This window comes from Labilibaculum manganireducens, assembly GCF_963665805.2.
Lineage (GTDB): Bacteria > Bacteroidota > Bacteroidia > Bacteroidales > Marinifilaceae > Labilibaculum > Labilibaculum manganireducens.
In genome coordinates this window covers 849589-866658 of record NZ_CAXXEE010000003.1, presented here as the reverse complement: position 1 = coordinate 866658, position 17070 = coordinate 849589, and the positions used below count along the sequence as shown (strand labels likewise).

Sequence of the window (17070 nt, the reverse complement as noted above, 5' to 3'; positions counted from 1 at the left end):
TATATAAAAAAGGAGTGACCGAATTAAAATTGATGATTACACATCAATCCCATCCTACCGGTTAATTCGGTCACGTCCACCCCACTATTAGATTGCCAATTCTCCGATTGATTTCAAGAAGCTAATTTCCCTTAGCTTGTAGTTTATCTTTGAATCAATCAACTCGCTACGTGCTCTTTGCCAAAAAGCCTGTGCATCAAGCAATTCTGTTGTATTGGCCAAGCCTTCGTAAAAACTGTTCTGAGTAAGCTCAACGTTTTCATTTGCCTGATCCATTGACACTTTCGCCAATTCAATTTGTTGATATGCTTCCTGTAATTTGAAGTAAGACTGCTGAACTTCAAGACTAATCAGATCTCTGGTGCGATCCATTTCCAACTCCTTTTGTTTACTCTTAAACCGCACAGATGCTACTTTATGCTTGCGTTCCTGCCAATGAAAAACCGGAACAGACAAATTCGCTTGAACAGCCAGAATTTTTGATGACCCAATCAAACTTTCAATTCTACTTATATAGGAGTAAGATGCACCAACTCCTAACTGAGGTAAATAATCAGCCTGGGTGTTCTTAATCTGTTCTTGTGAAATTTCAACCTGTTTGCCCAACATCAATAGTTCTGGTCTTTGATTTAATGCTTTTTGCATGTAATCTGCATCAATTGCATTTTGTGTGATTGTAATTGTTGTGTCTGTGGCGGTAATATCACTCATCAAATCTCTCCCAATCACCTGACACAAGGACATTTTAGACAACACCATCAGGTTTTGCACCCTAAACAAATCCAATTTTGCCTGATTCAATTGTACCTGAGCCTTTAATAATTCATTTTTAGTGGTTATCTCCAGATCAAATGCATTTTGCAGATCCTGAACCAAAGCTGAAAGCATCTTCACATATTTCTCAGCCAATTTGCCTTTCTCATTTATAGAAACAAGATTCCAGTATGCCTGATCAGTTTCCAGCAAAACATCCGATGACTGCAACTTCCTGTTGTAGATGGAAATCTCTCTTCCCATCTTAGTCATTTGATAGGAGCTTCTTATTTTTCCTCCCATATATATTGGCTGGGTAAGCGTTAAATTAGAAGAAAAATAATCGATATTTCCCAACTCTAAATTAAAGCCTGGAAAATAAACATCACTGGTACCACTATAAATTCCCTGCTGCGCTTCAGCCAAACTGTTGGCAGTAGGCAAAAATGAACCAGGCAAACTAATATCATCAATATCATGATAATAATTGTACGAGCCGCTTGCTTTTAAACTCGGTAAAAACTGTGTGAATACAAATCGAACATTCGACTCATTTTCAGCAATCATTTCATCAGCAATTTTAATTTTCTGATTGTATTCCAATGCCAATGTGCGACTCTCGCTCAGAGACAACTCCTGAGCTTTTCCCTGAAAAGCTGTCAGGGAAAAGATCAAAAGACAAAATATTTTATTTTTCATATGATTCTAATTGTATGTTCTTGCCATATGGAACTTATCCTGCCGGGATAATCATCTCCCCGTGTGTCGCAATCGTTTTGGCATGAACGTTTCATATCTGCTAACACTTATAATTCCATTACGCTTTTTGTTGAAACCCTGTAAAAAATCGCGTACAAAACAGGCACAACAATCAATGTAATAAGGGAACCAATCAATAATCCAAACATGATGGCTACTGCCATTCCTCCAAATAACTCATCACTGATTAAAGGAATCATACCAAGTATGGTTGTAAAAGACGCCATTAGTACCGGACGCAGTCTCGAAACTGCTGAATCGATAATGGCCGTTAAAATTTCTTTTCCCTCACTTATATCCTCATTTATCTGATCCAGTAAAACCACAGCATTTTTAATCATCATCCCCATCAGTCCCAACGTACCAATTATTGCCACAAAGCCAAAAGGTTTCCCGGTAAATAATAAACCATAACTCACACCAATAAAAGCGAGTGGAAGAATGGCTAAAATGATAATTGGCTGTCGGAAATTATTGAACAGCATCATGATAATAATTACCATTAACAAAAATGCCAAAGGCATAAATTTATTAATACTATCATTTGCATCAACACTATCTTTATGCTCTCCTAACCATTCTAAATCGTATCCTTCGGGCAAAGGAATTCCTTCAATCTTTTTATGGAGATTCTTAAATGTATCTGGTGCATTATAGCCTGATGCCGGATCACATTGAGCCTTAATTGCTCTTCGACGGTCGTAACGTTTAATTATTGGATCTTCAAAATCAATTTTAATATCCGAAACTACCTGACGCAAAGGAATACTATGGGCTACATTCCCCCAAACAGGCGTATTCTCCAAAGCCTCGATGTAATTGTCCGCCTTCGCTTTTGTTTTCAGAATAATCGGCATCATATCATCACCCTGATAAAAACGCCCTATTGGTAAACCATCAGTGGCGCAAGCCAATGCATTCGACACATCGGAACGGGAAATATTAGTTACCCGCGATTGTGCCTGCGAAAAAACAGGATTCCAAACCTTAACAGGATTTTTCCAGTTATTGGTTACTTTAGCTGCTGTAGGTTCTGCCGCCATAATTTTTTCCGCCTGATCGGACAAATCTCTTAAAACCTTAGGATCCGGTCCTGAAAACTTAGCCTCAATCATATATTCTGCAAAAATCGGAGAATAGTATCTTACACGACATCTGGCCGAGGAGTAATTTGCATCTAAATATTCCTGAACCTCTTTCCCTAATCTTTTTGTTGATTCATAATCCTTTGTATCGATTATCAATTCACCGTAATTTGAATTATTATTTATAAAAGGACGAACCAATGTATATCGGGCAGGAGTTGCACCTAAACTAGTTGTTACATTTAGTATATCTTTCTGTTTCAGTAAATATGCCTCAACCTCGCCAAGATCCTTTTCTACATTTTCAATATCAGAGCCTACAGGTAAATAATACTCCACAATAAACTGATTGTACTCCAAATTTGGCATAAACAGTTGCTTCACATTTTTAAAAGCAAATATTGATGATACAAATACTAATAAGGTAAGTGAAATAATTAACGTTTTGTGTCGCAAAGAATATTTAACAAGACCACGGAAATACTGATAGAATTTTCCACTGTATGGATCTGTATTGTCCCCTTCTTTTTTACTATATTTCTTACCTTTCAAAAATAAATCGCAGAAATAAGGTGTTTGAGTTAATGCCAGCAACCAACTTAAAAACAAAGAAATTGCAATTACCTGAAACAAACTGGCACAAAATTCACCTGTACTGTCCGGCGACAAATAAATTGGCAAAAAAGCAAGTATTGCCACAAAAGTAGCTCCGAGTAATGGCATGGCAGTTTGCTTAGATGTCCTTACCATAGCATCTTTTCGCGGAATCCCTTTTTTGAGATCAACCAAAATACCATCAGCAATAACAATAGCATTATCTACCAACATTCCCATTGCAACAATAATCGCAGCCAAACTCACCCGCTGCAATGCAATGTCAAAACCAAGCATTACAATAAAAGTTCCTAATATGGTAAATATAAGACCACTACCAATCAAAAGACCCGTTCTGAATCCCATAACCAGAAGCAATACAATCACCACAATTAAAACCGATTCAATTAAATTCACCATGAATTGCTCTATAGCAATACTTACACGATCCGGCTGATAAAAAACACGGTTGATCTGTATCCCAACAGGAACATTCGTCATTAATTTATCGATCTTGGCCTGAACAAGTTCACCCAATTTAATCACATTCCCCCCCTTATCCATGGCTATTGCCAGACCAATTGCCGGAGTTTGATTGTACTTCATTTTATTGGTGTACGGCGTATAGGAATCTTTCTTAATGTCAGCAATATCTTTTAGAAAAACCGAATTCTTACCACTGCCCGAAATCAATAAATTCTTTAAATCATCCAATTGCTGAAAACTGCCATCGGAAGCAATTCTTACCCTATTACTTCCCACTTTAAAAGTTCCGGGATCAACAATCTTATTTTGAGCATCAAGAATTTGAATCACCTTGTAAGGATGAATACCTAAAAAAGCCATTTTTTCTTGAGAGATCTCAATATTAACACAAGATTGCTGTTCTCCAAATAAGTTAATTCGTTTCACTCCTGGTACAAGCAGCAGCTCTCTCTTCATGTATCGGGAATAATCCTTTAATTCCTCATCAGAAAAACCATCTCCGCTTAAAGCAAGAAAAATCCCATAAACATCTCCATAATCATCAAATACCATTGGATGAGATACTCCTGATGGCAGGTAAACACTTACATCATTCACTTTTCGACGCAGAACATCCCATATTTGAGGAAGATCTTTAGTTCGTACAGATGAAGCAATTTCCACAGTAATCTCTGAGTATCCTGCCATAGATCTGGATTCAATGTTGTCAATATTATCCATGGATTGAATCGCAGTCTCCAGAACATCTGTAACTCGTAATTCTACTTCGTGGGGAGAAGCTCCCGGATACTTAGTAATTACCAAAGCTGATTTCACACTAATTTCGGCATCTTCAAGCTTTGACATTTTTAGAAAAGAAACAACACCTCCAATTGCAACAGCAATCAGCACAAAAAGCAATACCTTCCGATGATTCAATACAGCCTCTGTAAAATTCATAACTGACCTCCGATATTAGAGTTTGACTTTTGAAGTAATTGCTTTACTTTTTGACCTTCGCGAAGACTATTAATACCAGCCGACACAATCAAATCTCCTCTTGAAATACCTTTAGTGATGTTAATCATTCCCGTAGAATCAAAACCTTTCATCTGCACCTCTTTTCTTTTTACACAATTCGTGCTCTCATTGTAAACCCACACATACGATTTTCCCTCTTTACTAAAAACAGATTCTACCGGCACTTTACAACCTGTAATAGTTGTCGATTTTAATTTTGCGGTAATACTTGCAACCATTCCCGGAACAATTTGTTTATTCTGAGTATCGATTTTCAATCTCATTCTAAAAAAATTATCACCGTTTGGCTTTCTTTCAATTTCAATTAATTTCAGATTAAAATCAATATTTGGAAAGTTTTCAAAATTCGCACTGAATTCGGTAAATAATTTATGTTGAAGAAAATCATTTTCACTTAAAGCGGCTGTTACTTCTAAATTATTTAAATCCAAAAGGGAAACAATAGGCTGACCTGCACCAATTTTTTCAAAATTTTCAACATACATAGCTTGTACGTATCCTGAAAATGGCGCGTAAATTTTTGTATCTTTTAAAGCATTCTCTGCAGCTTCTTTTTGTGCTTTTGCCAATTTATATACCGCCTGAATCTGATCATACGTACTTTTTGATGTACTTTTCTTCTCGTACAAAGCAGTATATCTTTCTGCTTGTAATTTTGCATTTTCAAAATTAGCATTCGCCGATTCCAATTGCACCAGATAATCACGTTCATTTAAGGCTGCTACAACGTCACCTTTACTAACAAACTGTCCCTCGTTTACATTCAAATTTACAAGAGGACCCGGAATCTGAAAGGCTAATTTCACTTCTCTGGATTCTTTAACCAAACCTGTAAAAACCTTAACTGAAGTGCCATTGGGGTTATCACTTACTTTATACACCTTAACTGGCTGAATAATCTCCGTTTTGGATTCCTCTTGTTTCTTGCAAGCAAAAATTCCAACTGACAAAATTGTAGTAAGAATCACCATTTTCATTAGTTTCATCATTTTCATTTTGTTTCTTTGAACTATTTTCGTTCATTAGGTTCATTTTTATCAAAAAAATATTGAAGCATATCTACCTCAACAGTTTTACACACTCTATACTATTCCCAAAAAGACTGTTTTTTTATTTTCTACTTTAAAGGAATTCCCATTCCCATAATCATACATCGAAAAGCAGCACGTAATCTATTAATCGTTTCTTCTTCAGAGTAATGCCTTGTAATATAAATATCATTCAGACTTTCTAATGCATCAATACAATACTCAACATTAATATCCTGACGAATTAAGCCTTGTTCCTGCCATTCAGTATATTTAGCATAAACAATGTTTATTTCATCTTCATATTTTTCATCAACATCTTTCTCAATCAAAGGATATTCTTTATAAATCTGTTGTATTAGAACCTTCTGTCCAGCAATAGCATAGCTCAAATAGTTATCTAAAAACTCCTGTGTTGCCTTTGCAGGATCATTATTCGATTTATAAGGCTCTAAAATTTTAATCATATTCACATTGAATATTTCAAAAGCAATTTCTCTTACCAAATCTTCTTTTGTTCCAATAATTTTATAAAGAGTGGCTTTTGCCAGCCCACACTCCCGGGCTAATTCAACCATATTCAAACCTTTAAGTCCAAATTTCAGCATCATATCCATCGCTACCTTAGTAACCCTCTCCTGAATCTCAACCTTATCTGATTTTGCCATAAATGAACTATTTTAGTATTTTGAGTGCAAATATATAAAATAATTGTTTCATCCAATATACTTTATTGATTTTTAACAATTATTTAAAATTGCAATCTAAACAGAGTTTGTTTATTTGGCATTGATTTAAAAGAAATAGTACCTCCATGAAGTCTCATCAACTGTCTTGAAAGACTTAAACCAACACCAGAGCCATTCTCTTTTGTGGTGAAAAAAGGAACAAAAATCTCTTCTTGAAGATCTTTTTCGATTCCACATCCATTATCTTCAACTTCGATAAAACTCCTGTCTTCTTCATTTCTACCAATGCGAAGAATTATCCTCCTATCCTCAATTCCTTGAAATGCCTGAATAGAATTTGTCAGTAAGTTAATAATAACCTGATCTAATAAAACAGGATCTACATTTAAAACAACTTTCTTTTCCCTGCAAATCAGATCGAATTTAATGTCTGAACTTTTAAACTTTTCAGAAAATAAATTAGAAATCTTTACGATTCGTTCCAGAATATCAATTCGTTGAATATTTGGCTTTGGAATTATAGCAATATCTCTAAACCGATGAACAAAATCCAACAAACCTTTAATTCGTTCATCGATAATTTCCAGTCCGCTAACTGTATCTGATATCATCTCTGCATCAACCTCATTATTGGAAATCAGCTCATTTGTATCATCATCGCGGTAGAAATCAATTAAAGTAGAAAGAGATGAACTTACCGGACTGATAGAATTCATAATTTCATGAGTTAGGATTCTAATTAATTTCTGCCATGAGTCTAACTCTTTATCATCCAACTCATTTTTAATATTTTGAAAAGATACGAGCGTTAAGTTTTGACCGGACATTTTCAATTTAGTTGCTTTCACAGAAAGCTGAATCATTTCATAATTTCGGTAAAGAGAAATCAATTTTTGTTCAGATGGCTCTAAATTTAATATCAAACCCGAAATTCCTTCCTGAATTCTATCCAAATGCTGGATATGAAATAAATTAGTCTTATTAAATATTTCCTTTGCTGCTCCATTAAATAAAAACACCTTTCCTTTTTCGTTGAAAGAAACCAATCCAACTCCTACATGCTCTACCAATACTTTGAAATATTGATTTCTGTTTTCATTCTCAATTTTAATATTTTGTATGCTTTTATTAATCAGATCGAATTGAGTGAATAATTGATTATAACCTAGGTTTGATCTCCTGTTTTGAAATTTAATACTGGTATCATTATTTCGAATTGCTTTAAAAAAATTTTCTAAATCCTGATTTACAGCATTTAACTTTCGAATAAAGAAATAAATCTGAATACTTAAAATGATTAGTAAATTCGCAATTACAAGTACATCATTATAGTACACCCAAGCCAAAGCCAAAAAAATACAGTTAACCAGTAAAGCAAATACCCGAACAATTATTACTATCGTTAATTTTGGATAAATCATATTTTAGATTTTAAGAAATATTGTATTTCTCAATTTTACGATACAATGTCTGCCGGCCAATATTCAATTCTTTAGCGACACTGCTAATGTTTCCGCGATTCCTTTTTATTGAATTTACAATGATTAATCTTTCAGCTTCATCCAAACTTATAGGGCTGTCTCCTAGCTCAACACCTGAATTTTGTGTTTCCAAAAGAAAATCTTCCGGGCTCAATTCTCCCTTATCATTTAAAATAACAGCCCGTTCCATGCAATGCCGGAGTTCACGAATATTTCCCGGCCATAAATAGTTTAGTAATTTATCTTTCGTTTCAGGTCTTAGCTTCAACTCTGATTTTCCATATTTATCAGCATAGCGTTGTAAAAAGTGTTCTGCAATTGTAATGATATCATTCCCCCGATTACGAAGAGGTGGCAGCTCAATCTGTATAGTATTAATACGATACAACAAATCTTCTCTAAAATTTCCTGCAATTATCATTTCCTGAACATTTTGATTGGTTGCACAAATCAGGCGAATATCTACATGATCTTCCCGGTTTGAACCTAAGGGTGTTACCTTTCTGTTTTGCAATACAGCCAATAACTTTGCCTGCATGGCTGACGATAAATTTCCTATTTCATCTAAAAACAGACTTCCACCTGAGGCAGTTTGAAAACGTCCTTGTCGATTTTCCTTTGCATCGGTAAAAGCACCTTTTACATGACCAAACAATTCACTCTCAAAAATTGATTCACTTAAGGAGCCCAAATCCACCCCCATAAAAATTTCATTTCTCCGGGCAGACTTCAAATGAAGTTCTCTGGCAACCAATTCTTTTCCTGTACCATTTTCACCAAGAATAAGAACGTTAGCATCTGTATTTGCTACCTTTCTAATTGTTTCAAAAATAGGTTTCATGGCTTCAGAATCACCAATTATTTTCTCGAAACTCTGATTTAAATCTTGTTCCAAAAACTGTTTTTGATTTTCTAAACTTTCAACTTTTTGCCTTGTTTGGTGCAATTCCACACCACTTTTAAGTGTTGCAAATAGTTTTTTATTATCCCAAGGTTTCAAAATAAAATCAGCAGCTCCGTCTTTCATTGCATTCACTGCCAGATTAACTTCGGCATAAGCTGTAAAAAGTATTACTACCAAAGTCGAATCAATCTTCAATATCTCCTTCAACCAAAACAAGCCTTCATTCCCATTGTTAATACCTGTTGAAAAATTCATATCAAGAAGTACAACATCAAATTTATGACAAGAAAGTAGATTGGGGATTCGATTCGGATTGCTGCAAATAATCACCTCATCGAATTTTCGTTTCAAAAACAATTGAAGAGATTCCAGAACACTCTTGTTATCATCAACAATTAATACGTTACCTGCTTTTTTCATTTTTCAAAAAGATTTACTCTTTCGTTTTTACAAATTTAAAAGTAAATCAAATTGATCAACTAAAAAACCAATTGTTCCATTCTGATACATCTCTTGGATGATTTTGTGACACTTTGAAACCTTAACAACGACCACGAACAATCACACAAACCTCATCATTAGACAATTACGAATATTGGTACAAAAATAGCTTCCAGCATCAATAATTATTAAAAACACAAAGCCATGATAAAAACTGAAAATCTATGTAAAACATTCAGAACCGAAGAAGTAGAAACTTCGGCTCTTTCAAATGTGAATTTAGAAATAAAAAAAGGTGAATTTGTTGCCATAATGGGGCCATCTGGTTGTGGAAAATCAACACTATTAAACATTATTGGATTATTGGACAACCCAAGTCAAGGCAATTTTAGATTCATTGAGAATGAAGTATCTCACTACTCAGAAAAACAAAGAACGAAACTAAGGAAAGAAAATATTGGATTCGTTTTTCAAAGTTTTAATTTAATCGATGAATTAAGCGTTTATGAAAATGTAGAACTTCCATTGATTTACCAAAAAGTGCCTGCTGTTGAGAGAAAATTAAAAGTAAATGAAGTTTTGAAACGAGTTCAGATCGAAAATAGAAGCAAGCATTTCCCTCAGCAATTATCTGGCGGACAACAGCAAAGGGTTGCCATCGCAAGAGCTGTAGTTGCTAATCCGAATCTAATTTTAGCTGATGAACCCACAGGAAATCTTGATTCTGCTAACGGCAATGAAGTTATGAACTTGCTTTCGCAGCTTAATGATGAAGGAACAACCATTGTGATGGTTACGCATTCGAGCTCCGATGCAGAAAGGGCAAGCAGAATAATTCAATTATTCGACGGACAAATTGTAAGCGAAAACAACAAATCCAAAATAGCAACGCCTGCCAATGCCGTTTCCTTTTTATAATTTAGACAATTCAAAATATTAAAACCCATATCATGTTTTTTAACAACCTCAAAATTGCCTATCGAAATTTAATCCGCAACAAAGGATATAGTTTTATTAATATATCAGGTCTCGCTATCGGTATGGCTTGTACAATATTACTCTTGTTGTGGGTAAACCATGAATTGAACTTTAACAACTTTCATAAAGAAGTTGACAGGATATATCAGGTGGCCAACTACCAAACCTGGAATGGAACAAAAAATGCAATGCCAAATTTACCTACTCCATTGATAGATGCAATCAAAGAAAAATATCCTGAAATAGAATATGCTACTCATTATAATGCTTGGGGAGAAAATTTATTAGTAGAATATAAAGGTAAAAAGCAGTACGAAAATATTAAAAGCGCTGACCCGGATTTCTTTAAAATATTTAATTTCCCATTGATTTACGGAAATATGGAAACCTGTTTGAATGATATCAATTCGCTAATAATATCAGAAAAAGCGGCAAAACGTATATTTGGGGAGGAAAATCCAATCGGTAAAATCGTAAAGGTCGATAATAAACAGCCTTTGGTGATTACAGCAGTAACTGAAAATATTCCAGGTAATTCCAGCATAAAGTTTGATTTTCTGATCCCTTTTGAGATGATGAGAAAACAAAATCCTTATTCTGAAAATTGGAGTTCACACAATTACTTTGGTTATGCTAAAATCGCCAAAGGAACTGACATTACCTCTCTGAATAAAAAGCTAGACCAATTTTATATTGATCATGTTGATAAGGAAAGTGAAAAATATGCATTCTTATTCCCAATCACCAAAGTGCATTTGTATAATCTGGATGGCAATCCAACCAAAATAACACAGGTGAAAATGTTCTTCATGATTGCCATTTTTATCCTCATCATTGCTTGTTTCAACTTTATGAATCTTTCAACAGCTCGAGCCGCAAAAAGAGCGAAAGAAATTGGTTTAAAAAAAGCAATTGGGGCTACCTATACTCAATTAATCAAACAGTTTATGGGTGAATCCTTACTTATCACAATTGTAGCTGCAAATTTTGCAATTATATTGTCGCATTTATTCTTACCACAATTCAATTTATTAATGAGCAGGCAATTGGTTATAGACTATTCATCGCTTGAATTTTGGTTAATTATTTTTGCTGTAACTATTTTCACAGGATTAGTCGCAGGTGCCTACCCGGCCTTCTACTTGTCTTCCTTCAATCCTATTATGGTATTAAAAGGAACCTTCTCGGGAGGCAAAGGCAGTAATCGATTCAGAAGAACATTAGTGGTAATCCAATTCATATTAGCCTCTACACTACTAATCTCTACCTTAACCATAGTGCTTCAAACCAAATATCTTGCCAATATGGATGTTGGGTTAAATAAAGACAATGTTATTTCGGTGAATGTAAATCAACAAATGAGGGACAAAATAGAAACCATAAAAAACGAATTATCAAGCAGTTATCTTATTGAAAATGTGTCCTATAGCTCACACATTCCATACACGGTTTTTTCCAATGGCTGGGGCGAAAACTGGGAAGGAAAAGATCCAAACTTTCACCCATTAATCACTTATCCGTACGTTGATGTTGATTTTTTTGATGTTTTTAAAATCAAATTTATCAAAGGAAGACCTTTCAATGTTGACAACCCAGCAGCAGATTCAAGCTGTGTAATCATTAACGAAAAATTGGCAAAAATGATTTCTAAAGAATCTGTTTTAGATAAGATGATTCATTCAAACAGCGAAGATTTAAGAATTATTGGTGTTGTAAAAGATTATCATTGTACTCCAAACACCAGGAAATTACAACCATTCATGCTTCGTTTGTGTCACGATCCAAATTACTTATTTATAAGATATGCTGAAGGAAATTCGATGAAAGCAGTGCATGAAATCGAAAGAATATGTTCAAAATACAATCCTGATTTTCCATTGATATATCAGTTTTTGGATGATAATTACAATAATATGTATGAAAACCAAAGAGCTACAGTTAGCACTTTACTTTATGCCTCTATTTTTGCAATTATTGTATCCTGTTTAGGATTATTTGGCTTGGCTTCATTTAATGCTGAAGAACGCACTAAAGAAATTGGAGTGCGAAAAGTATTGGGAGCTTCAATGCAGCAATTAATTATTATATTCAGCAAAGATTTTAGTAAATGGATCGTGATCGCCTCGTTAATTTCATGGCCAATCACCTATTTTGCAATGGAACAATGGTTTGTCAACTACCCATTCAGAATTGATTTTCCGTTCTGGCTATTTCTTGCAGTGTTCATATTGTTGTTAATGATAGCAATTATTACAGTAGGATATCAAAGCTGGAAGTCAGCCACCCAAAACCCTATTAAAAGTTTAAAATACGAATAACAGCACGGTTAACATTTTAGTGTTTTAGCAGTTATTATTTAAAAGAACATGCCTCTTCCAATTGAATCTTTTCAGACTGAATTGATTCGGGAAGAGGTATTTCTATCTGAATACAAGTGCCTTTACTTTCCTCCGAATTCAATACTATTTTTCCATTCAACTGATCTAGAAATTCCTTCACCAAATGCAATCCAATCCCCAAACCACCATATTTTCTTGAATCAGAGTTATCCACTTGCCAAAAAGCATCAAAAACAGAATTCAGATGTTCTTTTGAAATTCCAATACCAGTATCTTTCACAAAAAGAACCAATGACTTATTCTTATTAATTGCAAAACCAAAAACAACTGTTCCCTCTTCAGTGAATTTTATTGCATTATCTAAAAGATTTTCAAGTATCTTTTCTACTTTGGTTTTATCTGTAAAAACTTCAACCTGACTTAGATCATAATTATATTCAACTTCAAGCAGAATAGATTCCTTTTTTAATTTATATTTCTCCAAAAGATCACTAAAAAGAGAGACAATGGAAAAATAAGAAAATTGACAATCTCTCCCTCCTTCTTTTAATGCAATAAAATCTAAGAGTAATCGATATTTATTATGTATCTCCTGGCCAGATTTATAAATATACCCTGAATACTTTTTCACATCTTTTTCTGTATAACTATATTCCTGAAGCAATGTAGAAAATCCTAGTACCGAATTAAGAGGTGTGAATATTTCATGACTTAGAATAGAGAGAAGATTGTTATTCGATATTTCACGTGACTTTTGATTTCCAAAAAAATCATTTATATCGATTTTTAGATCAAAGAAATCCTCCTCATTCCTAAAAATTTTCAAATAAAAGTAAAATACACTTTTATGAAAACAAATAAATTGAAAAGAAATATTCACTTGTCTTGTAAAAGTGCTTTTTGCACTAATAAATTTCTCTTCCTCTTCATTTCCAATGATGTAATCAATACTGTGTTCATTAACTATATTTATTGCCCGATTCATACTTGTTTCCTCAAATACTTCAACAGAAAAAGCATCCAATATTATGGATAGCATCTCCCGCTCTTTATTATCAACACAAAATAGCAAAGCTTTCTTTTTATTTTCTCTCATGATTATATCAAGATTTTACGATTGGTAATATTCCTCTTCCCAATGCCATAGTAAAAATGCCTTCTTACGCTTAAACTTCCAAACTTGAAAATCACTTATTATACTAATCCCCTCTTAAAGAAAATAAATATCCACAACCTTTTACTCACAATATTCATCGACATGATAAAATGACAAATAAAATTATGATTGAAATCGAATCTTTGTTTATCAATCACTCTACCTCATCGATAGAAAATATTTCCTGACAAAGCAAGATTAGCATACAATAAATGGCCATTCATCAACAAATTCAAATCCTCCATTGATATTCATCATCTCAATTCTATATATTTGCTAGTCATTATCCACATACCACATAATTATTAAAATTCAATTAATCTCTGATAATAGACCGAAAATTCCAAGCAAAACATTAGCAACTCAGCATTTTATTTATATGTTAATAATTTTCATGATTTAAGCTGATTATCCAGTTCCCTCCTTTATGGTAATAATTAAAACACATATACAACAAACATGAATTGTAAAGAGAATTGCAAGAAATACCAACAAGCTGTAGAAGATCAACAAGAATATAAAATCACGATAGAAGGGACTCCCTTTCATTATACCTCGTCGAACACATTGCAAATTTTAAACAGAACAAGTATCAATACTGAAGAACAAATACAAATTCAAAAACGAGGTGAAACTTTAACTATAAACAGCAGTACTATTGCTTATATGTATATTGAATGCAAAATAGTTACGTTGATCAATTTTTCAGGAAACAATTTTGTATTAACACATTCTCTTAATCATTACGAGGAATTACTTAACGATAGCTTCTTTAGAATCAATAGACAATGTATTGTCAACAAAAACAATATCAAAAAAATTACCTCTTCGAATGGTAAAATTTCGGTGAGATTAAAAATACCTAAAGACAAAATAGTTTCTATTACAAACAGTAAAGAGAGGGAGTTTTATAAATGGATTAAAAAAACACCTAATTTCAATGAAATTACAGAAGGAATTGAATAGCTTTTGCTGCTATTCTGAAGTAAACTTTCTTATGAAAAATGCCTCCCTGCCAAGAGAGGTAAATTTCACCTCATTAACATAGCTTCAAAAGTTTTCACCCATTTATGAAACTCAGGATAAACTTCCCCGGCATGTTTTATGGTTTGTATTTTTAAGAACTCTTTCAATTTTTGCTTTCCTCCTTTATTGATTAAAAATTCAATAAAAGCCGCTCCAACAGGATAACTTAAATCTCTTTCATATTTAGTGGGCTCTTCCCACAACTGCAGTAATGAAAATTTATCCTTTGGAACTCTAAGGCGCGCAATTCTTAATAAATTCTGATCCATTTGGTCGAAATACATTCCCAAACCTTCCTTGATCAACATTGTCCTGAACTTTGTCTGCACTGCCATCTGACAAAGCATATGGCAAAGTTCGTAGTCATTAGGAGTATTATATAGTACGTTCACTATACGAAGATCCGAATTTGAGAACCCAAGAGGACGATTAAACTTTCTAAATGCCTCATTTCTATCGCTCCATACAAAAAAATCTACTTTTTTAATTGGTTCAGCGCCGAGGGTTTCTGTAATTCTTTTATAGTTAAGATCGTTTCTTGCCATGAATGCACCCACATTCTCCAATTTATTTTTATCCTGAAAATGAAATCGAATATTCTCTGATTCCACCACTTCCCATGCTTTATAATAAATCCCGGTTTGACACAAATTCAAATATTTATCCGCATAATTAGCAGCCTCTTTTGATTTTCTGTCATTCTGACATTCTTTTAATAGTTTTACAGCTCTTTGTTCTTCACCATTTATAAAATAGCATTTTGCCAAATACGCCTTACTGATTTCTTTTACATCGCTCGAAACTGTTGCCGATGCAATCGTTTTTTCCAAATACGGGATTGCAATTGTAAACTGCTTGGAATCTGTGTAGGCCCGACCTAAAATCGAATTTAAATCCGGATCTACTGCATTTCCCTGCAACATAGAATGTGCTTTCTCAATTACCTGATCGTATTTTTCTTTCGAGAACAATTTTTTCAGCTCCTTATTTTGACTCATCGAGCTAATATGGAAAATGATCAGTAGTAGTGTAACAAGTATTCTATTCATGGCATAAATCAGATTTAGAGCTAGCAATTTACAGGAATAAATTGATTAACAAAATGAGTATTTAAAGAACTTTATTGATCAGTCAATTATCGTTCCACAACTTGCTTATAAAAACGACTACAAAAAAAAGTTCATTTCAAAAGTATTTTTAACCTTCTCAATGAACTCTTCTTTGCTTAATTATATTTTTTACAGAAAAAACAAAAATGGTATGATTATTCCAATAACAATCAACCATTTCCCTCTTCCTGTAATCCCTTTTTTACCCGGAACCATAAACATCCCGGATAAAGCGAACACAATCAGTACAACGGCAAAAATATCTGCCATTAGTGTCCATCCTTTTCTACTATTGTAATGAAGTTTATTAATGAAATAGACCCATTCTTTTTTCTCATACACCTCAAATGACAAGCGTCCGTTTACCGGATCGTAATTTCCCAATCCTCCTTTTAAATAAACATTGTATTTACTGTCATCAGGAATTATTCGGTTTAAAGGATAATTCGTAATGTTTTTGTCCCAATAAACCTTTAACTGATCTGGTGTTAAATTTGAAGCCAACTGCATTGTTTTAGACTCAGTACGGTAAGCCGGATCTTCCCCATTCTTTTTATGATTTAGAATAATACCTGACACGGAATAAATAATAGTGATTCCAACAAAAAAATATCCGAGATCACGATGAATAAAACGGAGCCATTTTCTAATCTTTACATTATTCCACAACTTCATAACTATTTCCGTCTACATAATAAATTGCATAATAATTTTTGTTGTTCTCTTTCATCCAGTCGCGCATTTCCTTAATATTTGCCATTTCCGAACTACAATGTTTTCCGCCGTCTTCCGAAGCATCCTTAGCCTTCACTTCTGTCTCCCATTCATCTATCGCCGCTTCTTCAAGTCGTTTCTCTCTCAAAATTCCAGACACCGTAATATCCTGTCCGGCCATTTCTTTATCAAATCCCTCCAAATTCCCACTTGCTTCAACACGAATAGATAAGTTACCTTCCAAATTCTTTAAAATACATCGTTTGCCCGAATGTGCGCAAACATGATTTACCAATCCTGTAAAATGAACTTCTTTACCAACCAATTCTTCAGCATTTACCATTAACTGATCAATGGTTACAACAGCTGTTTTGATTTGTGCTAACTGATTTTTTTCAATATTACCTTTCTTTGCCTCTTTTTGTTTTGAATTACAAGACATACAAAAAAGAAAAATTGCAATGATGCTTACGTATTTCATTGTGTTACTTTTTAGGATTATTAATTG

The 17070-nt window shown here is 33.8% G+C and carries 13 protein-coding genes; 3 read left to right on the top strand and 10 right to left on the bottom strand.

The genetic code is table 11. From position 1 onward, the window contains the following. Positions 1-87: 87 nt before the first annotated feature. From ACHZAX_RS03435 to ACHZAX_RS03410, 6 genes are all read right to left on the bottom strand, one after another. Positions 88-1452, bottom strand: coding sequence for a TolC family protein (locus tag ACHZAX_RS03435; protein WP_320018031.1), 1365 nt, complete (start codon positions 1450-1452; stop codon positions 88-90). A gap of 107 nt (positions 1453-1559) precedes the next feature. Then, positions 1560-4616 (bottom strand): efflux RND transporter permease subunit, encoded by a 3057-nt coding sequence (locus tag ACHZAX_RS03430; protein ID WP_101310126.1) that lies wholly within the window; start codon positions 4614-4616, stop codon positions 1560-1562. Continuing rightward, entirely contained in the window at positions 4613-5686 is a 1074-nt protein-coding gene (locus ACHZAX_RS03425) for an efflux RND transporter periplasmic adaptor subunit (protein ID WP_320018030.1), read from the bottom strand. Before ACHZAX_RS03425 ends, ACHZAX_RS03430 begins: the two co-directional genes overlap by 4 nt. A gap of 128 nt (positions 5687-5814) precedes the next feature. Beyond that, complete coding sequence (locus ACHZAX_RS03420; protein ID WP_156195257.1) at positions 5815-6393, bottom strand: TetR/AcrR family transcriptional regulator; 579 nt, start codon at positions 6391-6393, stop codon at positions 5815-5817. 83 nt (positions 6394-6476) lie between these two features. After that, positions 6477-7835 carry a sensor histidine kinase gene (locus ACHZAX_RS03415; protein ID WP_320018029.1) on the bottom strand — a complete coding sequence of 453 codons (1359 nt, stop codon included), beginning with the start codon at positions 7833-7835 and terminating at the stop codon, positions 6477-6479. Between the two features lie 10 nt (positions 7836-7845). Then, entirely contained in the window at positions 7846-9219 is a 1374-nt protein-coding gene (locus tag ACHZAX_RS03410; RefSeq protein WP_320018028.1) for a sigma-54-dependent transcriptional regulator, read from the bottom strand. A gap of 225 nt (positions 9220-9444) precedes the next feature. On the opposite strand from ACHZAX_RS03410, the gene ACHZAX_RS03405 reads away from it, so the two are divergent. Further along, entirely contained in the window at positions 9445-10158 is a 714-nt protein-coding gene (locus tag ACHZAX_RS03405) for an ABC transporter ATP-binding protein (protein WP_101310121.1), read from the top strand. 32 nt (positions 10159-10190) lie between these two features. Continuing rightward, complete coding sequence (locus tag ACHZAX_RS03400; RefSeq protein WP_320018027.1) at positions 10191-12536, top strand: ABC transporter permease; 2346 nt, start codon at positions 10191-10193, stop codon at positions 12534-12536. Between the two features lie 34 nt (positions 12537-12570). On the opposite strand, the gene ACHZAX_RS03395 is transcribed toward ACHZAX_RS03400, so the two are convergent. After that, the gene (locus ACHZAX_RS03395) at positions 12571-13653 is read right to left on the bottom strand and encodes a sensor histidine kinase (protein ID WP_320018026.1); all 1083 of its coding nucleotides are present in this window, start codon (positions 13651-13653) and stop codon (positions 12571-12573) included. 519 nt (positions 13654-14172) lie between these two features. On the opposite strand from ACHZAX_RS03395, the gene ACHZAX_RS03390 reads away from it, so the two are divergent. Next, on the top strand, positions 14173-14679 hold the full coding sequence (locus tag ACHZAX_RS03390) for a LytTR family DNA-binding domain-containing protein (protein ID WP_101310118.1): 507 nt from the start codon (positions 14173-14175) through the stop codon (positions 14677-14679). A gap of 65 nt (positions 14680-14744) precedes the next feature. On the opposite strand, the gene ACHZAX_RS03385 is transcribed toward ACHZAX_RS03390, so the two are convergent. The 3 genes from ACHZAX_RS03385 to ACHZAX_RS03375 form a co-directional block, all read right to left on the bottom strand. Then, positions 14745-15788 (bottom strand): tetratricopeptide repeat protein, encoded by a 1044-nt coding sequence (locus ACHZAX_RS03385; RefSeq protein WP_320018025.1) that lies wholly within the window; start codon positions 15786-15788, stop codon positions 14745-14747. A 189-nt stretch (positions 15789-15977) separates the two neighbouring features. Then, complete coding sequence (locus ACHZAX_RS03380; protein ID WP_320018024.1) at positions 15978-16523, bottom strand: PepSY-associated TM helix domain-containing protein; 546 nt, start codon at positions 16521-16523, stop codon at positions 15978-15980. Then, positions 16507-17043: a hypothetical protein gene (locus ACHZAX_RS03375; RefSeq protein WP_320018023.1), complete on the bottom strand. Its 537-nt coding sequence runs from the start codon at positions 17041-17043 to the stop codon at positions 16507-16509. Before ACHZAX_RS03375 ends, ACHZAX_RS03380 begins: the two co-directional genes overlap by 17 nt. Between the last annotated feature and the right edge of the window lie 27 nt (positions 17044-17070).